The 25,325-nt window shown below is 72.5% G+C and carries 21 protein-coding genes and 2 tRNA genes; 13 read left to right on the top strand and 10 right to left on the bottom strand.

What is annotated here, in order from left to right; translation table 11 throughout:
- The first annotated feature begins 468 nt into the window (after positions 1–468).
- A complete protein-coding gene (locus ACFWFZ_RS19115) occupies positions 469–2,946 on the top strand; it encodes a SpoIIE family protein phosphatase (protein WP_387123753.1) in 2,478 nt (825 codons plus the stop codon).
- Between the two features lie 437 nt (positions 2,947–3,383).
- Here ACFWFZ_RS19115 and ACFWFZ_RS19110 read toward each other — a convergent pair whose 3' ends face one another.
- The 4 genes from ACFWFZ_RS19110 to ACFWFZ_RS19095 form a co-directional block, all read right to left on the bottom strand.
- Positions 3,384–3,788: a hypothetical protein gene (locus tag ACFWFZ_RS19110; protein ID WP_387123751.1), complete on the bottom strand. Its 405-nt coding sequence runs from the start codon at positions 3,786–3,788 to the stop codon at positions 3,384–3,386.
- A 336-nt stretch (positions 3,789–4,124) separates the two neighbouring features.
- Complete coding sequence (locus ACFWFZ_RS19105; RefSeq protein WP_387123749.1) at positions 4,125–4,394, bottom strand: antibiotic biosynthesis monooxygenase; 270 nt, start codon at positions 4,392–4,394, stop codon at positions 4,125–4,127.
- A gap of 13 nt (positions 4,395–4,407) precedes the next feature.
- Entirely contained in the window at positions 4,408–7,731 is a 3,324-nt protein-coding gene (locus ACFWFZ_RS19100) for a PAS domain-containing protein (RefSeq protein WP_387123747.1), read from the bottom strand.
- Between the two features lie 120 nt (positions 7,732–7,851).
- Positions 7,852–8,277 (bottom strand): SSI family serine proteinase inhibitor, encoded by a 426-nt coding sequence (locus ACFWFZ_RS19095; RefSeq protein WP_387123745.1) that lies wholly within the window; start codon positions 8,275–8,277, stop codon positions 7,852–7,854.
- Positions 8,278–8,463: 186 nt separating this feature from the next.
- Here ACFWFZ_RS19095 and ACFWFZ_RS19090 point away from each other — a divergent pair.
- From ACFWFZ_RS19090 to ACFWFZ_RS19080, 3 genes are all read left to right on the top strand, one after another.
- A tRNA-Ser gene (locus tag ACFWFZ_RS19090) sits at positions 8,464–8,554 on the top strand.
- A 255-nt stretch (positions 8,555–8,809) separates the two neighbouring features.
- Positions 8,810–8,882: transfer RNA gene (locus ACFWFZ_RS19085), tRNA-Arg, on the top strand.
- Between the two features lie 206 nt (positions 8,883–9,088).
- Positions 9,089–9,454, top strand: a complete 366-nt coding sequence (locus ACFWFZ_RS19080; protein ID WP_030816900.1) for a PH domain-containing protein — start codon at positions 9,089–9,091, stop codon at positions 9,452–9,454.
- An 18-nt stretch (positions 9,455–9,472) separates the two neighbouring features.
- Here the strand turns inward: ACFWFZ_RS19080 and ACFWFZ_RS19075 are convergent, their stop codons facing one another.
- Positions 9,473–10,384, bottom strand: a complete 912-nt coding sequence (locus tag ACFWFZ_RS19075; protein ID WP_387123743.1) for an SMP-30/gluconolactonase/LRE family protein — start codon at positions 10,382–10,384, stop codon at positions 9,473–9,475.
- 107 nt (positions 10,385–10,491) lie between these two features.
- Between ACFWFZ_RS19075 and ACFWFZ_RS19070 the strand changes: the two genes are divergently transcribed.
- The 8 genes from ACFWFZ_RS19070 (at position 10,492) to ACFWFZ_RS19035 (ending at position 19,018) form a co-directional block, all read left to right on the top strand.
- Positions 10,492–10,926: an Lrp/AsnC family transcriptional regulator gene (locus tag ACFWFZ_RS19070; protein WP_387123741.1), complete on the top strand. Its 435-nt coding sequence runs from the start codon at positions 10,492–10,494 to the stop codon at positions 10,924–10,926.
- A complete protein-coding gene (locus ACFWFZ_RS19065) occupies positions 10,923–11,816 on the top strand; it encodes a DUF2797 domain-containing protein (protein WP_387123739.1) in 894 nt (297 codons plus the stop codon). Before ACFWFZ_RS19070 ends, ACFWFZ_RS19065 begins: the two co-directional genes overlap by 4 nt.
- A 148-nt stretch (positions 11,817–11,964) precedes the next feature.
- On the top strand, positions 11,965–12,303 hold the full coding sequence (locus ACFWFZ_RS19060) for an antibiotic biosynthesis monooxygenase family protein (RefSeq protein WP_387123737.1): 339 nt from the start codon (positions 11,965–11,967) through the stop codon (positions 12,301–12,303).
- Positions 12,287–13,168, top strand: a complete 882-nt coding sequence (locus ACFWFZ_RS19055) for an amidohydrolase family protein (RefSeq protein WP_387123735.1) — start codon at positions 12,287–12,289, stop codon at positions 13,166–13,168. Before ACFWFZ_RS19060 ends, ACFWFZ_RS19055 begins: the two co-directional genes overlap by 17 nt.
- Before the next feature lie 70 nt (positions 13,169–13,238).
- Positions 13,239–14,006, top strand: coding sequence for a response regulator transcription factor (locus tag ACFWFZ_RS19050; protein WP_387123733.1), 768 nt, complete (start codon positions 13,239–13,241; stop codon positions 14,004–14,006).
- Positions 14,006–15,559, top strand: a complete 1,554-nt coding sequence (locus tag ACFWFZ_RS19045; RefSeq protein WP_387123731.1) for a sensor histidine kinase — start codon at positions 14,006–14,008, stop codon at positions 15,557–15,559. The genes ACFWFZ_RS19050 and ACFWFZ_RS19045 overlap by 1 nt, the downstream gene beginning before the upstream one ends.
- Before the next feature lie 25 nt (positions 15,560–15,584).
- Positions 15,585–16,865 carry a glycosyltransferase gene (locus ACFWFZ_RS19040; protein WP_387123729.1) on the top strand — a complete coding sequence of 427 codons (1,281 nt, stop codon included), beginning with the start codon at positions 15,585–15,587 and terminating at the stop codon, positions 16,863–16,865.
- Positions 16,862–19,018, top strand: a complete 2,157-nt coding sequence (locus tag ACFWFZ_RS19035; RefSeq protein ID WP_387123727.1) for an ArnT family glycosyltransferase — start codon at positions 16,862–16,864, stop codon at positions 19,016–19,018. Before ACFWFZ_RS19040 ends, ACFWFZ_RS19035 begins: the two co-directional genes overlap by 4 nt.
- A gap of 691 nt (positions 19,019–19,709) precedes the next feature.
- On the opposite strand, the gene ACFWFZ_RS19030 is transcribed toward ACFWFZ_RS19035, so the two are convergent.
- Both ACFWFZ_RS19030 and ACFWFZ_RS19025 read right to left on the bottom strand, forming a co-directional pair.
- The gene (locus ACFWFZ_RS19030; protein ID WP_387123725.1) at positions 19,710–21,302 is read right to left on the bottom strand and encodes an MDR family MFS transporter; all 1,593 of its coding nucleotides are present in this window, start codon (positions 21,300–21,302) and stop codon (positions 19,710–19,712) included.
- Between the two features lie 43 nt (positions 21,303–21,345).
- Positions 21,346–21,792: a MarR family winged helix-turn-helix transcriptional regulator gene (locus ACFWFZ_RS19025; protein WP_387123958.1), complete on the bottom strand. Its 447-nt coding sequence runs from the start codon at positions 21,790–21,792 to the stop codon at positions 21,346–21,348.
- A 103-nt stretch (positions 21,793–21,895) separates the two neighbouring features.
- On the opposite strand from ACFWFZ_RS19025, the gene ACFWFZ_RS19020 reads away from it, so the two are divergent.
- On the top strand, positions 21,896–22,135 hold the full coding sequence (locus ACFWFZ_RS19020; protein WP_387123723.1) for a hypothetical protein: 240 nt from the start codon (positions 21,896–21,898) through the stop codon (positions 22,133–22,135).
- A 37-nt stretch (positions 22,136–22,172) separates the two neighbouring features.
- Here the strand turns inward: ACFWFZ_RS19020 and ACFWFZ_RS19015 are convergent, their stop codons facing one another.
- The 3 genes from ACFWFZ_RS19015 to ACFWFZ_RS19005 all read right to left on the bottom strand — a co-directional run bounded on the left by ACFWFZ_RS19015 (position 22,173) and on the right by ACFWFZ_RS19005 (position 25,178).
- Entirely contained in the window at positions 22,173–22,958 is a 786-nt protein-coding gene (locus tag ACFWFZ_RS19015; protein ID WP_387123721.1) for a hypothetical protein, read from the bottom strand.
- Between the two features lie 151 nt (positions 22,959–23,109).
- Complete coding sequence (locus ACFWFZ_RS19010; protein ID WP_030027569.1) at positions 23,110–23,952, bottom strand: RNA polymerase sigma factor SigF; 843 nt, start codon at positions 23,950–23,952, stop codon at positions 23,110–23,112.
- A gap of 230 nt (positions 23,953–24,182) precedes the next feature.
- Positions 24,183–25,178, bottom strand: coding sequence for an RNA polymerase sigma factor SigF (locus ACFWFZ_RS19005; protein ID WP_387123719.1), 996 nt, complete (start codon positions 25,176–25,178; stop codon positions 24,183–24,185).
- Positions 25,179–25,325: the final 147 nt, after the last annotated feature.

Here is a 25,325-nt window from a genome sequence, read left to right as displayed (position 1 = left end):
GCATTCTGTCCTTGCCGGATGACACCCCCGCCCGCCTCCATCAGCTTACGTACTGCGGACGGTCCGCGCCCGGCGCGATGCGGGGTGCCGCACAGCGGCCGGAAGCCTACGAGCACAGCGGCACGGGCTCAGGGGCGGCACCCGTACGTTCGCGGCGGACCCCCGCACGCGCAGGCCGGCAGTCCCCGCGCGCGCTGGGCGCAGCCCCCGCACGTGCTCGGCGGCGGGGACCGCGCGGGGCGCGGCGCCCGCCGGCAGCCTCCGTCCGGCCAGGGCACGCGACCGTGTCGTCCCGGCGCCCTCCGCCAGGACACGCGACCCGGCGCGTAGGACGGTAGAAGTAGAAGAGACGCAGGGGGCGACAGACCCGGCTTCGGGGACCGGCGCGACCGGATCGTCACGTCGGACGACGCGTGGCCCCGACGGCTTCACCCGTCGGCCGGGCCGGCTCCGAGGACAGAACGGGCGATGATCGACATGCGCGACGCCATCCCGCTCGACGGCGACGCCGACGACCTCCCGGATCCGACGATGTCGGCCACGGCCGTCGTCGACGCCCGGGGCGTGGTGACGGGGTGGAGCGAGGGTGCGGAGCGCCTGCTCGGCTATCCGTCCCGGGCGGCGATCGGGCGCCCCGCGGCCCGGCTGCTCGGCACGGACCGGGACACCGGCGGGGCGGTCCGCGCGGTCCTCGGCGGCCGGAGCGCGACGGCGTCGCTGCGGCACCGGGACGGCCGGCGCGTGGCGGTGCGGCTGCGGGCGTTCCCGTGGTCGGACGGTGAGGGCCGGGACCAGCGGCTCCTCGTGGCGACGCCGACGGAGCTGCCGGGACCGCCTTCCGCGTCGGCGGAGGCGGTGTTCACGCAGTGCCGCCTCCCCGTCATGGTGTTCGACGCCGAGCTGCGGGCCGTACGGGCGAGCGCGGGCGCCGAACGCGACCTCGGTCTCAGCGAACGGGAGCTGGCGGGCCGGCGCGTCACCGACGTCCTGCCGCCGCACATCTGCCACAAGGTCGAGGACGGCATGCGCCGGGTGCTCGACACGCAGGAGACCGAACAGTTCCACGTGCGGGGCAGGTCCCGGCCGGACGCCCCCGACCGGGTCTGGTCCATCACCGTGTCCCCGCTGAGGGGCCCGACGGGACAGGTGCGCCATCTGGAGCTGTCCGCGCTCGACGTCACCGAGCAGCACCTGGCCCGGGAGCGGCTGACGCTGCTGAACGACGTCAGCGCGCACATCGGCAGCACCCTGGACGTGATGCGCACCGCCCAGGAGACGGCCGACGTGGCGGTGGGCCGGCTCGCCGACTTCGTCACCATCGACCTGCTGGACTCCCTGTTCCGGGGGGTCGAGCCGAAGCCGTCCGCCACGGGCGGCGTCACCCTGCGGCGCGCGGGGCAGCAGTCGGTGCTACCCGGTGTGCCCGAGGCGCTGGCCCGGCCCGGGGACCTGGACGACTACCCCGAGTCCTCGCCGCCCGCCCGCTGCCTGGCCACCGGCAGGTCCTCGCTGCACCGGACCGACGACGAGGCGGTCAGGGCGTGGGAGGCGGCCGACCCCGGGCGGGCGGGCGTGGTCCGCGCCTTCGGCGTCCACTCGCTCATGGTCGTCCCCCTGCGGGCGCGGGGCGTGATCCTCGGGGTGGCGCTGCTGGTCCGGCACCGGCGGGAGGAGCCCTTCACGGAGGACGACCTGTACCTGGCGGAGGAGATCGGTGCGCGGGCCGCCGTGGCCGTGGACAACGCCCGCCGCTACACCCTGCAGCGCGACACCGCGCTCGCCCTGCAGCGCAGTCTGCTCCCCAGCCGGCTCGCCGCGCAGGAGGCGGTGGAGGCGGCGCACCGCTATCTGCCGGCGCGCACCCGGGCGGGACTGGGCGGCGACTGGTTCGACGTGATCCCCCTGTCCGGGGCACGGGTCGCGCTCGTCGTGGGCGATGTGGTGGGGCACGGGCTGCGGGCGTCGGCCACCATGGGCCGGCTGCGGACGGCGGTGCGCGCCCTGGCCGACGTGGACCTGCCGCCCGACGAACTCCTCACTCAGCTCGACGATCTGGTCACCCACGGGGCGGCCGAGGAGGACACCCGGGTGCCGCACGAGCCGGAGCTCGACGGGCCCACCGATCTCATCGCCACCTGCCTGTACGTGGTCTACGACCCGGTGTCGCGCCGCTGCGCGGCGGCCACCGCGGGCCATCCGCCGCCCGCCGTGGTCACCCCCGACGGCGCGGTGGACTTCGCGGGCATCCCTCCCGGTCCTCCGCTGGGCCTGGGCGGCCTGCCCTTCGAGTCCCACGAGTGGGAACTGCCGTCGGGCGGCCTGCTGGTGCTGTACACGGACGGCCTCGTCCAGGGGGAGGAGCACGATCTGGGCAGTGGTCTCGCGCTGCTGCGGCGGTGCCTCGAACGGCCCGTCCGGTCGCTGGAGGCGGCCTGCGACGACCTGATCCGCACGCTGCTGCCCGAGCAGCCGCTGGACGACGTCGCGCTGCTCGTCGCTCGGACCCGGGCGTTCGACACGGAGCGGGTCGCCACCTGGGAGCTGCCGTCCGACCCGGCGGCGGTCGCCGACGCCCGTGCGAAGGTGCAGGGCCGGCTCGCCGCGTGGGAGCTGGAGGACGTGGCGTTCACCGCGGAACTGGTGGTGAGCGAGCTCGTCACGAACGCGATCCGCTACGGTCAACCACCGGTCCAGCTGAGGCTGTTGCGGGGTCACGCGCTGATCTGCGAGGTGTACGACAGCAGCGGCACCGCCCCGCATCTGCGGCGGGCCCGTGCCTTCGACGAGGGCGGCCGCGGTCTGCTGCTCGTCGCCCAGTTCGCCCAGCGCTGGGGCACCCGCCATCGCGCCGACGGCAAGACCATCTGGGCGGAGATCGCGCTCCCCTCCCGGCCGGATGAGGGCGCCCCGGTAACGGCCGGCCCCTTCGGTGCGCTCCTCCGGTGAGGGGTTCGCCCCTCTCACCCTGCGGGACAACATCGACATATTTACTCATTGTTGCGTTCATGAGTTCATAAAGTAGCTGTCAATCCCCGTGGTTGACGGGGCACCCGGGAGTACCGTTCCGGCGCTCGGCATAGGAGATGAAGCGCGGCCGTAGGGGCGGTCGCGGCTTACGCCGAAGAAGCCGGAGACATGTCCAAGCGTGTGACTTCCACGCGGCGCGGATCGCGCCGCGGGACGGAGAACAGCGGCAGATCGGTCCTCGCCGTCGCCGCGCTCCTGCTGGCCGGGACGGGACCCGTCGCCGCCTACGGAGTGGACGCCGACTCGGGGAACGGCCGTCACGAGGTGGCGGGCGGCGAGTCCCACGAACTGATGGAGTCCCTCGCCGCGTTCGACGAGCCGAGGCTCTCCTCGGGCGGCCGCGTCACGGCGGGCGCCTACGCCGACGCCTGGGCGCACATCGGGAGCATGCCGGTGGCGTCCGGTTCCTGGAGCGAGGTCACCACCTCGCCGTACTGGGTTCCGATGCGGGCGGCGCGCAGCGGCGGCAGGCCCGCGTCGCCGTTGCTGTGCTGGGTGATGTGGTGGGCCATGGTCCGCAAGGCCGTGTCCAGGCGGGCGGCGCCGCCGGGTTCGGTGACCGCCGCCAACTGCGCCTCTGCAGGCGAAGATTCTGGTGCGATGGCGATCTTCTCGCCTGGTTTGCGGCGGCGCCGTTGCAGCGTTCGGCGCAGGGCGAGGGCGCTGGTGACGGCCGCCGCGAGGAGCGCGCCGGCGCCGAGGACGATGCGCAGGCCCAGTCGGCCGCCGTCGGCCGGGCTCGTGGCCGGGTTCTCGGGCACGGCAGCGGCGGGGGATGAGGCGGCAGGGCCGGGCGTTGCGAAGGCGGCGGTGGCAGTGCCGAGGGTGAAGCGCTGCCGGCGTCGGGTGAGGGGATCGCGGACGCTGCCGCAGACGGCGTGGACTCATCCGGCCCTGGCTGTCCGGCCCAGTTGCCGGACGGTGTACTGGGCGCTGATGACCGCGGTCCGGGCACGGCTACGGGCGCATCCCCCGCGCCCCAGCCCGGCTTGTTGGACGGTGACGACGTGCTCAGCCTGCCGGGCGACGAGGGCCCCGGAGTCAGCACCGATCCAGCACGACGCACCCGAACGGGCCGGAACGGACGTCAGTGGAAGTCAGCACCAGGTCAGCACCAGCGCATCCGCGATCGGCAAGGCGGCCTGGTCGCGGAAGCGGTGGACCAGGAACCACGGACCGCCTTGCGTCGCGGGCCGGAAGAGCCCGTAGCCCAGATGGTCCGGAAAACCGGCGGCCGTCTCCAGAATGCCGTGGGCCCAGGCCTCGAACGTCTCCTCGTGCCCCGGTTCCACCTGTCGAGCGATGAGCAGGCTCACCTCCCCGTTGTCGGCGGGGACAGTGTGCTCGGTCGTGTTGGTGAGGGCCATCGGGCCAGGATCGCTAGTTGGTGCCGATCTTGGCCAGCAGGTCCACGATGCGGCCCTGGACGTCCGTCGTGGTGGCCCGCTCCGCGAGGAAGAGCACGCTCTCGCCCGAGGCCAGACGCGGCAGTTCGGCCGGATCGATGCCGGTCGCCGTGTAGACGACCAGCGGGGTCCGGTTCAGCTGCCCGTTCGCCCGCAGCCAGTCCACGATCCCGGCCCGCCGGCGGCGCACCTGCATCAGGTCCATGACCACCAGGTTCGGCCGCATCCGCGTCGCCAGCTCCACCGCGTCGGTGTCTGCGCCTGCCCGGGCGACCTGCATGCCGCGCCGCTCCAGGGCCGCGGTCAGCGCGGTCGCGATCTCGTCGTGCTCCTCGATCAGCAGGACCCGGGAGGGGTGCTGCTCGCTGTCACGCGGCGCCAGCGCCTTGAGCAGCACGGCCGGATCGGCTCCGTACGCCGCCTCGCGCGTGGCGTGTCCCAGCCCGGCCGTGACCAGTACGGGCACCTCGGCGGCCACGGCGGCCTGCCGCAGCGACTGCAGGGCGGTCCGGGTGATCGGCCCGGTCAGCGGGTCGACGAACAGTGCGGCGGGGAACGCGGCGATCTGCGCGTCCACCTCCTCACGGGAGTGCACGACCACCGGCCGGTAGCCGCGGTCGCTGAGCGCCTGCTGAGTCTGCACATCGGGGGCAGGCCACACCAGGAGCCGGCGCGGGTTGTCCAGGGGCTCCGGCGGGAGTTCGTCGTCCACTGGCTGCGGCACGGGCCGGTTGACCACCTCGACTGCACCGCCCGGGCCGTCCAGCGGCTCGGGGCCCTCGTCGGCGCCCGCCTCGGGGGCGCCTATGGCGAAGGCCCGGCCCTGCGGGCTGGGCTCGGCGAGCCGGCGGCGCCGGCCGGACCCGGAAGCCGCAGCGGGGGCCGCGGCGGCCGGGTCGACGACGATGCCCTGGCCGAGGGTGCCCAGAGCGCGCACACTGATCGGCTGCGCGGCCTGCCCCTGCGCGGGCGTGTCCTGCGACTGGCGCGCTCCGGGGACCGCGACCTGGCCGGTGGCCCCGTCGTCGTCGGAAGCGGAACGGGCTGCCGGAACCGGCCACGCGGGGGCGTTGGACAGCGCGCGCCGCCGCCCGGTCGGGTTCTCGGCGGGAGCGTCGGACGGCGCGGCCGGCGCCTCGGGCTCGGCCGCGGGGGCGCCCAGCGCCCGGCGGCCACGCCGGCCGGCCGGTACCTCGGCGCCAGGGCCGGTCTCCCCCTCGGAGGCGGCGGCACCCGGGCCCGTGAGGGCAGTCGGAGCAGAGGGAACGGGGGCGGGACCGGCCGGCAGCGCGAAGCCGCCCTCCGGGGCGATGGGCCGTGCCGGGGCGGGCGTCGGGCCGAGACCCGTCGCCGGTACGGGACCGCCGGGCTGCACCGGACCGGCCGTACCCAGCGCCCGTCGCCGGCCGGCCGGGTGCTCGGTCACCGGCACCGCGGGCACGGGCGGAAGCGCGGGCATGGCGGTGCCCTGCGGCTGCGGGGGACGCCCGGGGCCGCCCTGGCCCTCGGCACCGCCGCCCCCGCCGTTGTCGTCACCGGCCCGGCCGCGCCTGCGGCCGGTTCCCAGACCCGCCGGGTTCACCGGGGACTGCGCGAGCTCGGGCCCCGCGGGCGGCCCGGCCTCGCCCGCCCGCCGCCGGCCCGACGGCAGCGCCAGCGCGCTCCCGCCCTGGCCGGCCTGCGCGGCTTCGGGACCCGCGGTCTCGTCCTCCAGGAATGCGTCCACTCCGCGTCGGCCCCGCCGACCGCCGGAGACCTTGCCGGGAGCGGCAACCGAGGCCGTCCCGGCGCCGTCCGGGCCGGTGCCCGCCGGGGGCTCCGCCGGCTCGGGCAGGGTCACCGTGCCCGCACCTGAGCCGAGCGGGAGTTCCAGCACGTAGGCACCGCCGGGCGCGCCCGGGACCTCCACCGTCTGCAGCACGCCGCCGTGCGCGGCCACGATGCCCCGGACGATCGGCTCGTGGACCGGGTTGCCGCCCTCGTAGGGGCCGCGCACCTCGATCCGTACGACATCGCCGCGCTGCGCGGCGGCCACCACGATCGTCGAGTCGCTGTATCCGCTGCCTTGACGGGTCTTGCCGGTGGCGTCCACGCCGGCGACGTCCGCGACCAGGTGTGCGAGGGCGGTCGCGATCCGCGCTCCGTCCACCTCGGCCTCGATGGTCGGCGCGTGGACGGCGAACTGCACGCGACCGGGCCCGATCAGCTCGACCGCGCCGTCGACACCGGCCGTGACCACGCCGTTGATCAGGACCTTCTTCTTGGCGAGCTTCTCGCGGCCGGCGTCCAGGCGCTGGAAGCCCAGCACGTTGTCCACCAGGGTGGTCATCCGTGAGTAGCCGGCGGCCAGGTGGTGCAGCAGCTGGTTGGCCTCGGGCCACAGTTGTCCGGCGTCGTCGGCGGCCAGAGTCGCCAGCTCTGCGCGCAGCTCGTCCAGTGGGCCGCGCAGCGAGTCCCCCAGGACGGCGAGCAGCTGCGCGTGCCGGGCGGCGAGGGCGTCGTAGGGGCGGCGGTCCGTGAAGGTCATGACGGCGCCCACGAGCTGCTCCCCGTCCCGTACGGGAGAGGTGGTCATGTCGACGGCGACCGGCTGCCCGGCCTTGTTCCACAGCACCTGCCCGCGTACGCGGTGCTTGCGCCCGCTGCGCAGGGTGTCGGCGAGCGGGGACTCCTCGAAGGGGAAGGGCGAGCCGTCGGCGCGGGAGTGCTGGACCAGGCCGTGCAGTTCGCGGTTGCCGAGGTCGGTGGCGCGGTAGCCGAGGATCTGGGCGGCAGCCGGGTTGACGAGCACCACCCGTCCGTCGGTGTCGGTGCCCACGACGCCCTCGGCGGCGGCGCGCAGGATCATCTCGGTCTGCCGCTGGGAGCGGGCCAGCTCGGCCTCGGTGTCGACGGTCTGCGAGAGGTCCCGGACCACGAGCATCAGCAGCTCGTCACCGGTGTAGGCGGGTTGCGGCTCGCGGTAGGCGTCGCGGCCGTCGAGGTGGGCGCTGGTGACCTCGACGGGGAACTCCGAGCCGTCGGTGCGGCGGGCGACCATCCGCTTGGGCTTGGTCCGGCCGCCTTCGTCGTCGCCGGGCCGGCGCATGGAGCCGGGGATCAGCTTGGAGTCGAACTCGGGCAGGAGGTCGAGCACGCCCCGGCCGACGAGCCCGGTGCCGGGGCTCTCCATGATCTCGAGCGCAATCGAATTGGCGTTGACGACCGTGCCGTTGGCGTTGACGAGCAACAGCGCGTCCGGAAGGGCGTCGAGTATTGCTGCGAGGCGAGCAGCGCCTCGGGATGGCCTGCTGCTCACGACGAGCTTCCTCCCTGACCAACGACTACCGGCAAGTCACGGGAGGAGTCTAAGGCCACAGGCTCGCGGCGGGGTGGCCGATGTGGGGTCGGCCACGCCCCTTCCGGGCATCCTCCCAGGTCAGGAACTCCCACTCGGAAGCAGAGGTTCCAACTCGTCCCAGCGCTTGATTTCGCATCCGTCCGTCCGGCGGAAGGTGGCATTCACCTTGTATCCGTTCCAGGTGCCGGTCACGCGCGCGGTCGCGGGCCCCCCGTACTGCTTGGTGCAGATCTGGTCCGGGGGGACGGGGGCGAAGGGGTCGCGCCCCTCCTCGGCGAGCTGGTCCAGCCGCGCGCAGGCGCCCTCGGCCTCCGGGTGGTCACCGCCGACGGGGCCGCATTCGAGCCTGTACTCCCGGTCCAGCTGACGGTTGCCGGTGTTGGTCATGGTCATGGTCAGCCGGTCGGGCGGGGCCAGCAGCTGTCCCAGGGGAAGTGGGGGCAGCGGCCCGGCGACCGCGGTGGCCAGGGCCGAGGTGGCGGCGAAGGCGGCGAGACGCAGCATGGGGCACTCCAGGTCGTCCGTACGGCATATGCCTGACCAACGACGCGGGCGCGCCGACGTTGCGTGCGGCGGGGCCTTTAAGGCTTTGCCCTCGGCCCGTCCCGCCTAGTACCGTGGGAGCGGATTGGTGAGGGGCCCCGCGCCTGTGTCATCATCTGCACGCACCCTCGTACGCGGGGGTGTGCTGGAGGCGTCGCCTAGTCCGGTCTATGGCGCCGCACTGCTAATGCGGTTTGGGTCTTACCACCCATCGAGGGTTCAAATCCCTCCGCCTCCGCAGTTCGTCGAAGCCCCGGTCCATCAGGACCGGGGCTTCGATGCGTTCCGGGGCTTGCGCGCCGGCCCGGGATCGCGCGGCCGACGGAGGCGTTCCGGCCCGGCCCGCCCTTCCCGTGAAGTCGTGCAGACGATCTTCATCCTGGGCGTTTTCGCAGGTCAGGGTGGGTTTGGGTAATGGATTTCGCGTCCCGGCGCGGTCCATGTATTGTTGTTCTCGCAAGGCCAACGGGGCGAAAAACCCCGGGAAGCCCAAGCACTCGTAGCTTAACGGATAGAGCATCTGACTACGGATCAGAAGGTTGCAGGTTCGAATCCTGCCGAGTGCACAGCAGGCCAGAGGCCCCGGACGATAAGTCCGGGGCCTCTGGCGTTTGTCCTGGATGTGCCGGGTGGGATCTGGATCTCCTCCTTGTTGGGGAGGGCTCCCCCGGAAGATGTCAGGGGCGGGATGGCTCCGGCGGGGGACGTCGGCTACCCGGTGGCGTCGGTACGGTTCTTGGAGATCGTCCGAAGCTGGAAAACGGGGGCACTCATGGGACTGTTCGGGAATGCGCACACCGTCGACCCCGTGTCGGCGCAGCGGGACTACGCGCGGCTGCTGGGGCAGGGGGAGCAGGTGCACGCCGCCTACCTGCTGATCCGGGACACGATTCTGTTCACCGACCGGCGGCTGGTGCTCGTCGACAAGCAGGGGATCACGGGCAAGAAGGTGGAGTATCACTCCGTCCCGTACCGGAGCATCACCCACTTCTCGGTGGAGACCGCCGGCCACTTCGATCTCGACGCCGAGCTGAAGATCTGGATATCCGGCAGCTCGACGCCGATCGAGAAGACCTTCACCAAGGGCGTCGACATCTACGAGGTGCAGGCGATCCTGACGCAGTTCGTCGCCCGGTAGCCGGACGTCCGGCCGATCTCAGAGGACCCGGGGGAGGCCGGTCACTGACATCACCAGCGAGTAGAGGGAGGTGGTGGCGGTGATGAAGAGGCGGTTGTTCTTGGGGCCGCCGAAGGCGATGTTCGAGACGGGCTCGGGGACGCACAGGCGGCCGATCAGGGTGCCGTCCGCGGCGTAGCACTGGACGCCGTTCTCCATGGCGGCCGCCCACAGCCGGCCCTCGTCGTCGAAGCGGATGTTGTCGACGCCGGGGCAGGTCGCGAAGACCCGGTCGTCGGTGAGGGTGCCGTCGTCGGCGACCTTGAAGGCGCGGATGTGGCCCGCCCTGGTGTCCGCCGCGTACAGCTCGCTCTCGTCCGGGGAGAAGACGAGGCCGTTCGGGCCGAGGAACCCGTCGGCGGCGATGCGCACCTCTCCGGTCGAGGGGTCGGCCCGGTAGAGGTTGCAGGCGCCGATCTCGCTGGGCGCGCGGTGGCCCTCGTAGTCGTTGGTGATGCCGAAGTCCGGGTCGGAGAACCAGATGGAGCCGTCCGAGCGGACCACTGCGTCGTTCGGGCTGTTGAGCCGCCTGCCGTCGAAGCGGTCGGCGATCACGGTGATGCGGCCGTCGGGTTCGGTGCGGGTCACGCGGCGGTTGCCCTGTTCACAGGAGATCAGGCGGCCTTCGCGGTCCAGGGTGTTGCCGTTGGAGTGGCCGGCGGGCGAGCGGAAGACGGAGACCGCCCCGGTCGCCTCGTCCCAGCGCAGCATCCGGTCGTTGGGGATGTCGCTCCACACCAGTTGCCGCCAGGCCGGCAGGTACAGCGGCCCTTCTGCCCAGCGGCAGTCGTCGTAGAGCCGCTCCAGTCGGGCGTCGCCGTTGGCGCAGCGGCCGGTCTTGAAGCGCTCGTCCAGGATCTCGTACAAGGTGAGGTCAGCTATGGCAGACATGATTCCCCCTGAGAGAATACCGCCGAATTCTGTTCGGTCTGATGGTGAGATTGCAGGATCAGGTACCGTCTTCGCAAGGGTTCTCAGGCCCATGAGAGGAAGATTGCGTGGACGACATCGACCGGGCGCTCGTCCTGCGCCTGCAGCAGGACGCCGGGCAGTCCTACGCGGCTCTCGGTACGGCTGTCGGGCTTTCGGCCGGGGCCACCCACGAGCGCGTGCGCAAACTGCGCGAGCGCGGGGTGATCCGGCGGACCACGATCGACGTCGACCCGGCGGCGGTCGGCAGCGGGGTCCTCGCCTACGTGATGGTCGACTCCAACGCGTGGATGGGCGAGTCGGCTGACGACTTCGCCGCCATCCCGGAGATCCAGGAGGCGCACATCATCGCGGGCAGCGCGTCGGTGCTGGTGAAGGTGCGCGCGGCCTCGACCGAGCAACTGCAGGACGTCCTGCGCCGGCTCTACGCCATCGACGGCGTCAGCGGTACGCATGCGACCGTCGTCCTGGACACCTTCTTCGAGCGGCCGCTGCCGCTGTGACCTGGTGGTGTACCGGCATTCGGTGGAAGGACTCCGCCCCCGTCATCGGGTGGTACGGCCGGGGGCGCGGCGAGCGGGTGAGCGCGCCCGCGTACGGGCAGCGGCTGGCCTTCGTCGCACGCGGGGAACGGCACTGCCTCGGCGTGTGGAGAGCCGGTAAGCGGACGCCCTGCCCCACCGCCGCCACCGTGCCCGGCCGCGGAGGGAGCGCGCAGTGCCCCGAATGCGCCCGCCTCGACCGGTCGTTCTCCGTGGCGGCCGACACCAACGCCGCCGATCCGCGGACCTACCGGGTCTATCTGGCCTGGTTCGGGCCCGGCATGGTCAAGGTAGGTATCACCGCCGAGGAGCGCGGCTCCGCCCGGCTGCTGGAGCAGGGGGCGATGTCGTGGACCTGGCTGGGGCGTGGGCCGCTGATGGCGTCACGGCGCACCGAGGAGTTGCTGCGGGCGGCCCTCGGGGTGCCCGACCGGATCGCGTACGCCCGCAAGCGCGCCCTGCGGGCGCACCTGCCGGATGCGCCGGAGCGGGAGCGGGAGGTCGCCGAGCTGCACGGCCGGGCGGCGGCGCTGGCCGGGTGGCCGGAGTCCCTGGAGCGGCTGGGGTGCGAAGTCGCCGACCACGCGGCGGTGTTCGGGATGGACGGCTGGGCGGGGCTGCCGGCTCCGGACCGGGTGGTCGCGGAGATGGTGGCCGACAGGGCTGTCGTGGGGCGGCTGGTCGGCGCCGCCGGGCCCGACCTGCACTTCGAGGACGGGCTCGTGGTCGACACCCGGCTGCTGGCCGGCTGGGAGCTGGCCGCTCCGGGCGAGGGGGCGGTGACCTCGGTGCCGGTGGCGCAGATCCCTGCTGCGGCTACCCCTCCCGCCGAACAGGACGGGCTGTTCTGACGTTGCGGACGCCGACGACCGCGAGCGACCATGACGGTCCACGGAGGACGCGCGTGCCCTGCGTGCCAGGTCAAGACTTGGATCCCTTTGGCTGTTCGGGGCCGATCCGGGTGGACATGCCGGGGGCCCTCCACCGAGGGTGGAGGGCATGACCACTCAGCCGGTGGCGGCCTTCGAACCGCCCTATGTCATGGCCGTTTTCACCAGCATCCGTACCGCGGACGACACCGGGTTCGACGAGCGCAACGACCGGATGGAAGAGATCGTCCAGGCGATCCCGGGCTACCTCGGCTACGAGTCCGCGCGCAATCCCGGCGGCCTGGGCATCACCGTCGCCTACTTCCAAGACCACGAGGCCCTCACCGCCTGGCGCGAGGACATGGAGCACCAGGCGGCCATGGAGAAGGGCCGCGCCGACTGGTACGAGAGCTACACCCTGCACGTCGCCACCGTCGAGCGGAGCCACGGCTTTGTCCGCAACGACTGATGCGGTGCGCGCCTTCCGGGAGCGGCTCGGGCTCCCCGGACTGGTCGACGTCCACACGCACTTCATGCCCGAGCGGGTCCTGGAGAAGGTGTGGGACTACTTCGACGCGGTCGGCCCGCTGACCGGCATCGAGTGGCCCATCATCTACCGGCACGAGGAGGAGCAGCGCGTCGCGCTCCTGCGGGAGTTCGGGGTCCGGGCCTTCACCTCCATGCTCTACCCGCACAAACCGGAGATGGCAGCCTGGCTCAACGCCTGGTCCGCCGATTTCGCGGCCCGCACCCCCGACTGCCTGCACACTGCGACCTTCTACCCGGAGGACGGCGTGGCCGCGTACGTCCGCCAGGCCGTCACCACCGGGGCCCGGATCTTCAAGGCCCACCTCCAGGTCGGCGACTACGACCCGAACGACGACCTGCTCGACCCCGTCTGGGGGATGCTGGCCGAGGCCGGCATCCCCACCGTGATCCACTGCGGCTCCGGGCCGGCGCCCGGCAAGTACACGGGCCCCGCCCCGATCGCCCGGCTGCTGGCCCGCCATCCGCGGCTGCCGCTGGTCATCGCCCACATGGGCATGCCCGAGTACACGGACTTCCTCGACCTCGCCGACCGCCACACCGCGGTGCGTCTCGATACGACCATGGCCTTCACGGACTTCGCCGAACGGCTGAACGGATTCCCGCCCGGAGACCTCGGACGGCTCGCGGACCTCGGCGACCGGATCCTTCTGGGCACCGACTTCCCGAACATCCCCTACCCGTACGAGCACCAGCTCGTCGCCCTCGAACGGCTGGGCCTGGGAGACGGCTGGCTGCGGGCGGTCTGCCACGACAACGGCGCCCGGCTGTTCGGCCTTGACGGCTGACCCGCCCTTTCTCAGGAAATTCACAGGTTGGGGCAAGAACGCTCTCAGAGGCACCGGGGAGCGTGTCCGTATGACTGCGACGACCACCTCCCATGCGTCCACGTCCACCAGCAACCACACGGCCCTGGTACGGCCGGACGGCGAGCCCTGCCGGGTGCTCGTCGTCGACGACGAGGCCTCCCTCTCCGAGCTGCTGTCCATGGCCCTGCGCTACGAAGGCTGCGAGGTCCGCAGCGCCGGCGACGGGGCCGGGGCGGTGCGGGCCGCGCGCGGTTTCCGCCCGGACGTGGTGGTCCTCGACGTCATGCTTCCCGACATGGACGGCCTCGCCGTCCTCGGGCAGCTGCGCCGGGAGATCCCCCAGGTCCCCGTCCTGTTCCTGACGGCCAAGGACTCCGTGGAGGACCGGATCGCCGGCCTCACAGCCGGCGGTGACGACTACGTCACCAAGCCCTTCAGCCTGGAGGAGGTCGTGGCCCGGCTGCGCGGCCTGGTGCGGCGTTCGGGCGCGGCACAGGCGGCGCGCGGCGGCTCGGTCCTGACCGTCGGGGACCTGCGTCTCGACGAGGACAGCCACGAGGTGGTCCGGGACGGCCGGGAGGTCCACCTCACCGCCACCGAGTTCGAGCTGCTGCGCTATCTGATGCGCAACCCGCGGCGCGTGCTGAGCAAGGCGCAGATCCTGGACCGGGTCTGGTCCTACGACTTCGGCGGCCAGGCCAACGTGGTCGAGCTCTACATCTCCTACCTGCGCCGCAAGCTGGAGAGCGGCCTCGGCCTGCCCTCGATGATCCACACCCGGCGCGGGGCCGGATACCTGATCAAGTCGGCCGAGTAGTGGCCCCGCGCGGGAGCGGGCGACCGCGCGGGCGCCGGCCCTGGTCGCTGCGGACCCGGCTCGTCGTCTCGGCGGTGGCGCTGATCGCCGTGGTGGGTGCGGCGATCGGAACCGTCACCACCCTCGCGCTGCGCTCGTACCTGGTCACCCAGCTCGACGAGCAGCTGGCCTCGTCCATGCGGATGGCCGCCCGGGCGCCCGGTGGGAAAGCGACCCGCGAGAGCGGCGCGGGCTTCGTCATGCCCCCCGGCAGCCCGCTGGACGCCGCCGGAATCCGCCTGGACCCGGGCGGCGCGGTTCTCGGGAGCGCCCGCAACACCCGCGGCGAGGGATGGTCGCCCGACCAGGCGCCGCCGGCCCTCACCGAGGGCCAGAGCGCGGCCCTCACCCAATCCGCCCTGAAGGGCGCACAGGCCTCACCCGGGCATGCGGTGGGTGCGGACCTGCCGGGACTCGGCGCCTACCGGGTGCTCGCCTCCCCCGACCGCGGCCTCGTCCTCGCCTTCCCGCTCCGGGAGGTCGACTCCACGGTGCGCACCCTGGTCGGGGTCGAGGCCTGCGTCACCCTCGCAGGGCTGATAGCCGCCTCGCTCGCCGGGCAGGCCCTGGTCGGTGTCGCCCTGCGCCCGCTGCGCCGGGTCGCCGCCACCGCCACCCGGGTCTCCGAACTCCCCCTGCACAAGGGCGAGCCCGCCCTAAATGAACGGGTCCCCGACGCCGAGGCCGACCCCCGCACCGAGGTGGGCCAGGTCGGCGCCGCCATCAACCGGATGCTCGGCCACGTCTCGTCCGCCCTCACTGCCCGCCAGGAGAGCGAGACGCGGGTACGGCAGTTCGTCGCCGACGCCAGTCACGAGCTGCGCACGCCGCTCGCCTCCATCCGCGGCTACGCCGAACTCACCCGCCGGGGCCGCGAGGAGCCGGGCCCCGCCACCCGGCACGCCCTGGGCCGGATCGAATCCGAGGCCACCCGGATGACCGGCCTGGTCGAGGACCTGCTCCTGCTGGCCCGGCTCGACGCCGGCCGCCCGCCGTCCACCGACCACATCGACACAGACCTCGTCCCGCTCGTCATCGACGCCGTCAGCGACGCCCGCGCCGCCGGGCCCGAACACCACTGGCGCCTGAACCTGCCCGATGAGCCCGCGCCCGTACGCGCCGACGCGGCCCGCATCCAGCAGGTGCTGGTGAACCTGCTTGCCAACGCCCGTACCCACACGCCGCCCGGCACCACCGTCACCGCCCATGTTTCACGTGAAACATCCGCCGTCCGGCTGCGCATCGAGGACGACGGCCCCGGAATCGCGCCCGAGCTGCTCTCCCGCGTCTTCGAGCGCTTCGTCCGCGGTGATGCCTCCCGTTCCCGTGCCGCCGGTTCCACGGGCCTGGGGCTGGCCATCGTCCATGCGGTGGTCACGGCCCACGGCGGGAGTGTCGGCGTACAGAGCGAGCCGGGGCGGACCCGCTTCGAGGTCGTTCTGCCGCTCGCCGGGGCCACCGGAGCGGCGGGTCCGGACTCACAGACAGGCCACAGGCTCAGCACACTGAGGTGACAGGCGGCTCCACGAGGGTCGGAGCATGCCAACCGACACCTCTCCCGGGGCCCTTCCGGTACGCGCGCCCCTCGCGCCCGTACCCGGTGAGCCCGTCCTCGACGTGGTGATCCCGGTCTTCAACGAGGAGAAGGACCTCGGGCCGTGCGTGCGCCGACTGCACGAGCACCTGACGCGGACCTTCCCCTATCCCTTCCGGATCACGGTCGCCGACAACGCGAGCACCGACCGCACCCCCGAGGTCGCGGCCGGGCTCGCCGCGGCACTGGACTGCGTACGCAGCACCCGTCTGGAGGAGAAGGGCCGCGGCAGGGCCCTGCGCACCGTCTGGTCCGGTTCCGACGCCCCCGTCCTCGCCTACATGGACGTGGACCTCTCCACCGACCTGAACGCGCTGCTGCCCCTGGTCGCACCCCTGATCTCCGGTCACTCCGATCTCGCCATCGGCACCCGCCTGGCCCGGTCCTCGCGGGTCGTGCGGGGAGCCAAGAGGGAGTTCGTCTCCCGCGCCTACAACCTCCTGCTGCGGTCCTCCCTCGCCGCCCGGTTCAGCGATGCCCAGTGCGGCTTCAAGGCCATCCGGCGCGAGGTGGCCGAGCGGCTGCTGCCGCTGGTGGAGGACACGGGCTGGTTCTTCGACACCGAACTGCTCGTGCTCGCCGAGCGGGCCGGGCTGCGGATCCACGAAGTGCCCGTGGACTGGGTCGACGACCCCGACTCCACTGTGCACATCGTCAGGACCGCCACCGAGGACCTCAAGGGCGTCTGGCGCGTGGGCCGGGCACTGGCCGTCGGAGCCCTACCGCTCGACCGGCTCGCCCGCCCCTTCGGCGACGACCCGCGCGACCGCACCGCAGTGCCCGGGGTGGACGGCGGACTGGCCCGCCAGCTCATCGGCTTCTGCACCGTCGGAGTCCTCTCCACCCTGTTCTACCTGGTGCTGTACTCCGCCTTCCGGGGCGGGGCCGGCCCGCAGCTGGCCAACGGCGCCGCCCTGCTGCTCTCCGCCGTGGCCAACACGGCGGCCAACCGACGCCTCACCTTCGGCGTCCGCGGCAGGGAGCGCGCCGTCCGCCACCAGGCCCAGGGGCTGGTGGTCTTCGGCATCGGCCTGGCCCTCACCAGCGGCTCCCTCGCCGCCCTCACCGCGGCCGCGCCCCATCCCGCGCACGGCACCGAACTGGCCGTCCTGATCACCGCGAACCTCGCAGCCACCGTCCTGCGCTTCCTGCTCCTGCGCGCCTGGGTCTTCCCCGAGCGGCGCGGCACCGATCCCCGCACATCTACTTCCAAGGAGGGCCGATGACCACGGCAGCACTCCCGATCTTCCCGGCTGCCGTGGCCGGCGCCCATGCCGCCCGGCCCCGCTGGGAACGGCCCGCCCTCGCCGGGCTGCTGATCGCCACCGCAGCCCTGCTCCTGTGGGACCTGGGCGCCTCCGGATACGCCAACTCCTTCTACTCGGCCGCCGTTCAGGCCGGCAGCGAGAGCTGGAAGGCCTTCTTCTTCGGCTCCTCCGACGCGGGCAACTCCATCACCGTCGACAAACCCCCGGCCGCCCTGTGGCCGATGATGCTGTCGGTCCGGCTCTTCGGGCTGGGCTCCTGGCAGATCCTCGTCCCACAGGCACTGATGGGGGTGGCGACCACCGCAGTGCTGTACGCCTCCGTACGCCGCCAGTTCGGTCCGGGAGCCGCGCTGCTGAGCGGCGCCGTCTTCGCACTGACGCCCGTCGCCGCCCTGATGTTCCGCTTCAACAACCCCGACGCACTGCTGACCCTGCTGCTGACCGTCACCGTGTACTGCCTGCTGCGGGCCCTCGAAGGGGCGCACACCCGCTGGCTGCTCTGGGCCGGGGTCGCGATCGGTTTCGCCTTCCTGACCAAGACGCTGCAGGCTTTCGTCATCCTGCCGCCGCTCGCCGTGCTGTACGCCGTCTGCGCGCCCACCGGGCTGCGCCGCCGACTCGGGCAACTGCTGCTCGCCGGGGGCGCGATGGTGGTGGCGGGCGGCTGGTGGGTGGCCGTCGTCGAGCTGTGGCCTGCCTCCTCCCGTCCGTACATCGGCGGCTCGCAGAACAACTCCTTCCTGGAGCTGACCTTCGGCTACAACGGTCTCGGCCGGATCAACGGCAACGAGACAGGCAGCGTCGGCGGCGGTGGTGCGGGTGGCCCGGGTGGGGGAGGCGGCGGCGGACGCTGGGGAGAGAGCGGGATCGACCGGCTGTTCTCCGGCAACATCGGCGGACAGATCTCCTGGTTGCTGCCGGCGGCCCTGGTGCTGCTCGTGGCCGGGCTGGTGATCACCTGGCGGGCCCGCCGGGCCACCGACTCGGTGGACGGCATGGCGCGTGCGGCCTTCCTGGCCTGGGGCGGCGCGCTGCTGATCACCGCGGTGGTCTTCAGCTATATGCAGGGCATCTTCCACGAGTACTACACGGTGGCGCTGGCGCCCTTCGTGGCCGCGCTGATCGGCATGGGCGTCGCGGTGCTGTGGGAGGAGCGGGGCAGCACGGCGGCCGCCGTCACCCTCTCCGGCACGCTCGTGCTCACGTCGGTCTGGTCGTACGTACTGCTCGGCCGCGCCACCGGCTACCTGCCGTGGCTGCGCTGGGCGGTGCTGGTGGGCGGGCTGCTCGCCGCGGTCGCGCTGCCGCTCGCGGGGAGGGCCGGGCGGCGGGTGCTGCGGGTCACGGCGGGTCTCGGGGTGGCGGCGGCCCTGGCAGGGCCGTTCGCGTACTGCCTGACCACCGTGAGCACCGGGCACACCGGGTCCATCGTGACCGCCGGACCGGCGGTGGCGGGAGGCAGGGGCGGACCCGGCGGGATGGCGGGCGGTCCCGGCGGTCCGGGCGGCTTCGGTGAACTGCGCCAGGGCGGCCAGGGCGGCCAGGGCGGTCCGGGTGGCGGGCAGCAGCCTGGCGGCGCGCTGCCGCAGGGCCAGGGACAGGGCGGCATGCCCGGTGCGGACGGCCGCGCAGCCGAGCGGGCGGGCGGCTTTCCTGGCGGCATGACGGGCGGCGCCCCCGGCGGCGGCGCCGGCGGTCTGCTCAATGGTGCCCGGGTCAGCGCCGAGGCGAAGGCTGCCCTCACAGCCGACGCCGATGCCTACACCTGGGCGGCGGCCGCCATCGGCTCGCAGAACGCGGCCAGTTACCAGCTGGCCTCCGGTGTGCCCGTCATGCCCGTCGGCGGCTTCAACGGCAGCGACCCCTCGCCGACCCTGGAGCAGTTCAAGGAGTACGTCCGGGACGGGAAGATCCACTGGTTCATCGGCCAGGGCGGCAGCACCGGCACCGCCGCGGGCTCCGGCGAGGACGGCGGACGCCGTGGCGGGGGCGGTCCCGCAGGCCCGGGCGGCGGCGCCAGCTCGGAGATCGAGAACTGGGTCAAGGCCACGTTCGCGGAGTCCACGGTCGGTGGAGCCACCTTCTACGACCTGACGGCCCCGACGTCCTGATCCACTGCCATCCGCCTTGACCGGCGCCACACGACCCGGCGTCAAGAGTGGACCGGGCATTTCGGGCTGGTCCGTCTGTCGCGAGGAGAGGGCCCGCAGGGTGACCGCGGCTGATCCGGGCGAGGCCCGGACCAGCGTGTGGCTGGTGGCCCGGCCCACCACACCCGGCAGACGATGCGGGGGCGGCCGCCGGGGTCGGGGCCGCCGCGATGTCCCTGTGGGGGTATGCGGACACCAAGCACGAACTGCTCGAACTGGCCCTGGACAGCGCACTGCTTGAGACGGCCCTGCCCCCTCCGGAACCGGCCGGCAGGACGGGCTGAGGGACCTGGCCCGGGCTTACCGGCGGATGCTGGCGGGTGCTGGCGGACCACCCGTGGGTGGCTCCGGTCAGCGCCGCCTGCCCGAACATCGGCCCGCACGCGGGCCTTCGACGCCGCCTCCAGCGGCTGATGGACGCCACCGGCCTGGTGGGCGCCGCCCGGGACCGGCGTCCACCAGGCCGTACGGCGGTTCCTGCACGGTTGCGGGGGCGGTCCGGCGGACGACCGAGGGCGACTTCTGCCTGGCGCTCGACATCCTGACCGCGGGCATTCAGGCCAAGGCCAAGGCCACCGCCTGATTCCAGCCGAGCGCCGCCGAAGTCGTCCGGCGGCGCTCTTCTGGGATCGGCGGAGATCGGCTGCGGGTGTCAGGCCTTGACGGCGGCGTCCGTGACCTCGGCGGCCGCGGCCTCCTGCGAAGCCGCCGCCGGGCTGTGCACCGCGGGCTTCGACTTCAGGGCGACCTCCTTGATGAACACCACCAGCACCAGTCCGAGGAGCGCGAACGGGGCGGCGTACAGGAAGACGTCGCCGACGCCGTGACCGTACGCGGACTCGACGACCTCGCGGAGGGGCGCGGGCAGCTTGTCGAGGTCGGGGATCCCGCCACCGGCGGCCCCGCTCTGGCCGATGGCCGCGGCCTTCGGGCCGAGGGCGGTGAGCCCGTCCTGGACGTAGTGCGTGACCCGGTGGGCCATGACCGCGCCCAGCGCCGAGACGCCCATGGCGCCGCCGAGGGAGCGGAAGAAGGTGACGACCGAGCTGGCAGCGCCCAGGTCCTCGGGGGCCACCTGGTTCTGGGTGGCGAGGACGAGGTTCTGCATCATCATGCCGAGACCGAGGCCTGTCACTGCCATGTAGACCGCGATGTGCCAGTACGGGGTGTCGTGGCGCAGGGTGCCGAGCAGACCCATACCGGCCGTCAGCAGCACACCGCCGGAGACGAGCCAGGCCTTCCACTTCCCGGTCTTGGTGATCACCTGACCGGAAACCGTGGAGGAGATGAAGAGCCCGCCGATCATCGGAATCGTGAGGATTCCGGACATCGTGGGGGACTCTCCACGGGCCAACTGGAAGAACTGGCTGAAAAACACGGTCCCCGAGAACATCGCGATGCCCACGAAGAGCGAGGCCATGGAGGCGAGGGTGATGGTCTTGTTGCGGAAGAGCCGCAGCGGGATGATCGGGTCGCTCGCGCGGGACTCGACGAGGACGAAGAGCAGTCCGAGGACCACGGAGCCGCCCGTCATCGCCCAGGTCTGCCAGGAGATCCACTCGTAGGAGTCGCCTGCCTGGGTGACCCAGATCAGCAGCAGCGAGACGGCGGCGCTGATCAGGAACGCGCCCAGCCAGTCGACCTTGACGTCGCGCCGGACCACCGGCAGCCGCAGCGTCTTCTGCAGGACGATCAGCGCGATGATCGCGAACGGCACGCCGACGTAGAAGCACCAGCGCCAGCCCAGCCACTCGGTGTCGGTGATGACGCCGCCCAGCAGCGGGCCGCCGACGGTGGCGACGGCGAAGACCGCTCCGAGGTAGCCGCTGTACCGGCCGCGCTCGCGGGGCGAGATCATCGCGGCCATGACGATCTGGGCCAGGGCCGAGAGGCCGCCCACGCCGATGCCCTGCACCACGCGGCAGGCGATGAGCGTGCCGGTGTTCTGGGACATGCCCGCGACGACGGAGCCGAGGACGTAGATCACCAGGGAGATCTGGACCAGCAGCTTCTTGCTGAAGAGGTCGGACAGCTTGCCCCACAGCGGGGTGGCCGCCGTCATGGACAGCAGCGCGGCGGTGACCACCCAGGTGTACGAGGACTGGGTGCCGCCGAGGTCGCTGATGATCTGGGGCAGGGCGTTGGAAACGATCGTGGAGGACAGGATCGCCACGAACATGCCGAGCATGAGCCCGGACAGTGCCTTCATGATCTGGGGATGGGTCATGTCCACGGATGTGGACATGGGGGCGGTCGTCGTCTCCGACTGGGCCATTTCTTTCCTTCCGCTAGAAGCTCGATCGGAGTCGGGCCAGCAGGGTGTTGAGTACGTCGATGTCCTGGGCGGACCAGTCGTGGAGCGCTCTTTCCAGGGCGGCCGTGTACCGGGCGCCGATCTCGGCGAGCAGCGCCCGCCCGGCCGGGGTGAGCCGCAGGATGCGGCATCGTCCGTCGCCGGGGTCCACCTCGCGCTCGATCCAGCCGCGGTCGGCGATGTGGGTGACGTGCCGGCTGGTGACCGAGATGTCGACGGCCATGAGGTCGGCCAGCCGGCTCAGCCGCATCTCGCCGTGGCGGTCGAGAACGGTGAGCACGGCGGCGGCGCCGGGCGGGCAGTCGGCAGGCAGGTTGCGGGCGAGCTCGCGCTTGACCGCACCGATTCCGGTCAGCCGGCCGGCCAGCTCCTCGTGCGGAGTGGTCCGCGTTGTCTGTGTCGGCACCGGGCAGTCCCCCATCTTGTTGCTTGAGGCAACCATAGAAGCCGGTGGTTGCTACAGGCAAATGAATCGGGGGGTGGGGGCGGTAAAAGAATCGGAAAACCGGCTAGGGTCCTGCTCCATGGCTGAGAACCACAACTCACAGGTCCCCGAGGGCAACTACGACCCGGCGGGCAGCACCCAGATGTTCCGGGCTTTCGTCGAGGAGGCCGCACCGGCCCGGCAGGCGGGCCCGGGGTCGCGCCAGCAGCGCCGTGCCGAGCAGGAGGGGTCCAAGTCGTCGGGCCCGGCCGCGAAGGTGGGGCTCGTCCTCGCGCTCGTGCTCGTGATCGGCGCGGCCGCCTGGGTGGTCCTGCGCTGAGGCCGAGAGCCCACCGCGGTCCGTCCGGTCCGTCCGGTCAGTCCCAGGTCGCGGTGACCTTCCGGGTGTCCACGTGCATGCCCAGCGGCACCCGCCAGGCCTCCAGGCACACCGTGTAGGTCTGCGTCCTCGAAGCTCCGCCCGCGATGGGTGCGGGCAGCGGCTGGGTCGTGGTGATCGTGGCCCAGTCGATGCCGAGGGCGCCGATGACGTGCGTGGCGAAGCTGACCGTGCCCGAGCGGGCCGCGGTGGTGCCGGTGTTGGTGAAGGTCACGGTGACCCGCTCGCACCAGCGGTCGGGCGCGGCGGCCCGGGCCGGCGCGGACAGCGTCAGCTGTGCCGGGGTGGCCGGGGGTGGCGGCGCCGGGGGCGTGGTGCCGGGAGAGCCGGTGGGGCTCGTCGGCCCTGTGGGGCTCGCGGGGCCGGTGGGGCTCGCGGGGTTCGTCGGCTTGTCGGGGGTGCCGGGCGGCGTGGTGGCGCGGCCTGGGCCGCCTGGGGCCGCCGGGGTGCCAACGGAGCCGCCGGGTGTGGTGGTCGTGGCTCCGCCCGGGGTGGAACCGCCCGCGGTCGCCGATCCCGGGGGACCGGCCGACGTACCGGACGACTCGGTGGATCCGCCCGCCGCGGACGGGCCGCCGAGCTGCTGGAACTCCACCCCGCCCCGCGGTGCGACGTTCTCGCCGGCGCCCCGTTCCGGCCCCGGGGCGGCGGCGCCCACGGCGGAGAAGCCCTCGCGCTCCGGGCCGCCGCAGCCGGTGAGGCCGGCGGCGGCCGTGCAGCACAGGGCGAGCAGGGTGGTGGCCGCTCGCGATCCCTTTCGCATCGCGCCAGTGTTCCTGACGTTCCGTCAATTGGGAAGCGGACGGCAGGAAGCGTCCGATCGGGAAGCATCCGCTCCGGAAGTATCCGGTCTGGAGGCGTCCGTCCGGAAGCGCCCGACGCCGGATCGCCCCACCGGCGATCCGGCCCCCGCGTCAGTCCCCGATCAGGCCCACGCGCAGCTGCGCGAGCGTGCGCGTCAGCAGCCGGGAGACGTGCATCTGGGAGATGCCGACCTCCTCGCCGATCTGCGACTGCGTCATGTTCGCGAAGAAGCGCAGCATGATGATCTGCCGTTCCCGGGGCGGGAGTTTGGCCAGCAGCGGCTTGAGCGACTCGCGGTACTCGACGCCTTCGAGCGCGGTGTCCTCGTAGCCGAGGCGGTCCGCGAGCGAGCCCTCGCCGCCCTCGTCCTCGGGGGAGGGCGAGTCGAGCGAGGAGGCCGTGTAGGCGTTCCCGACGGCGAGGCCGTCGACGACGTCCTCCTCCGAGACCCCGAGCACGGCGGCGAGTTCCGGGACGGTCGGCGAGCGGTCCAGCTTCTGGGCGAGCTCGTCGCTGGCCTTGGTCAGCGCCAGGCGCAGCTCCTGGAGCCGGCGCGGGACGCGCACGGACCAGGAGGTGTCCCTAAAGAATCGTTTGATCTCGCCCACGACGGTCGGCATGGCGAACGTCGGGAACTCCACGCCGCGTTCGCAGTCGAACCGGTCGATCGCCTTGATCAGCCCGATCGTGCCGACCTGGACGATGTCCTCCATCGGCTCGTTGCGGCTGCGGAAGCGGGCGGCGGCGTACCGCACGAGGGGCAGGTTCAGCTCGATCAGTGTGTCGCGTACATACGCCCGTTCCGGGCTGTCCGCGTCCAGGGTGGCAAGTCGCTGGAAGAGCGAGCGGGAGAGGGTGCGGGTGTCGATGGCTTCCGAGCGTTCGGACACTGCCGGCGGCGTCACGGGCTTTACGAGCGTGAGCACCTTGGAGCTGCCCTGGTCTACGGACATGCCACCCCCTTGAGGTCGCGGACGGTCGCGTACGGCGCGCCCGTCAGAGGAACGCAGCTTCCACCTGAATACCGGAGGCGGGGCCGCGGCAAACGCGGTTCACGCAGAATGTCACATGTCGGCAACACGCTGTAGCGCCATATCGACATATAGCTCCGACGACAGAAGGGGGCAGAACGTGATCAGCCCGTTCTGTCGGGAAACGCGGGATTGGTCTACACCCGTTCGGGTTAGGCCTCGATCCTGTTTGCGGATCTCAGCCGGGCGAAACTGCGGGCCAGCAGCCGGGAGACGTGCATCTGCGACACCCCCAGCTCGGCACTGATCTGTGACTGCGTCAGGTTGTTGTAGTACCGCAGGAGCAGGATCCGCTGTTCGCGCTCGGGCAGTTGTACGAGGAGGTGGCGGACCAGGTCGCGGTGTTCGACCCCGGCCAGCTCCGGGTCCTCGTAGCCGAGGCGGTCCAGCAGTCCGGGCATGCCGTCGCCCTCCTGGGCGGCCTCCAGTGAGGTCGCGTGGTAGCTGCGCCCGGCCTCGATGCAGGACAGCACCTCGTCCTCACTGATGCGCAGCCGCTCGGCGATCTCGGCGGTGGTCGGGGTGCGGCCGTGGAGGGTGGTGAGGTCCTCGGTGGCGGCGTTGACCTGCACCCACAGCTCGTGGAGGCGGCGCGGGACGTGGACGGTGCGGACGTTGTCGCGGAAGTACCGCTTGATCTCGCCCACGACCGTCGGCATGGCGAAGGTCGGGAACTGCACGCCGCGGTCCGGGTCGAAGCGGTCGATGGCGTTGATCAGGCCGATGGTGCCGACCTGGACCACGTCCTCCATCGGCTCGTTGCGGCTGCGGAAGCGGGCGGCCGCGTACCGGACCAGCGGGAGGTTCGCCTCGATCAGGGCCCCACGGACCCGCGCGTGCTCGCTGGTGCCCGGCTGGAGGCCCTTCAGCTGGCCGAACAGGACCTGGGTGAGGGCCCGGGTGTCCGCACCGCGGCCGGCCGGTCTCGGGGCCGCCGGGACCGCAGGGACCCCCGGGCCCGAAGTGGCTCCCGGGGCTCCCGGGACTGCCGGAAGTCCCGGGGCTCCCGGGACCGCCGGGGCTGTCGGGAGGGCGGCCGGGGGCTCCTCGGGCGGCTGTGGCTGGAGGGTTCCCGTCCGGGGCTCCTGCTGGGGCGGTACTTGGGGGTCCTGTCGGGGTGGCACTTGAGGCGCAGTACTGGCCGGCACGGTCACGCCACCCCTTCAGTCAACTCATCCGTCAAAAGCGGTCATAGCATCACAAGAGATGTGCACTGTGTGCAAGCACCGTATATCTCCGTGTTGAGGGCAAGTTGGGCATATCGGGGCATTATGCCCGGCGATGGGTGCGCAAAA

The organism is Streptomyces sp. NPDC060232 (assembly GCF_042726555.1).
Classification (GTDB): Bacteria; Actinomycetota; Actinomycetes; order Streptomycetales; family Streptomycetaceae; genus Streptomyces.
This window is presented reverse-complemented; position numbering and strand designations above follow the sequence as displayed.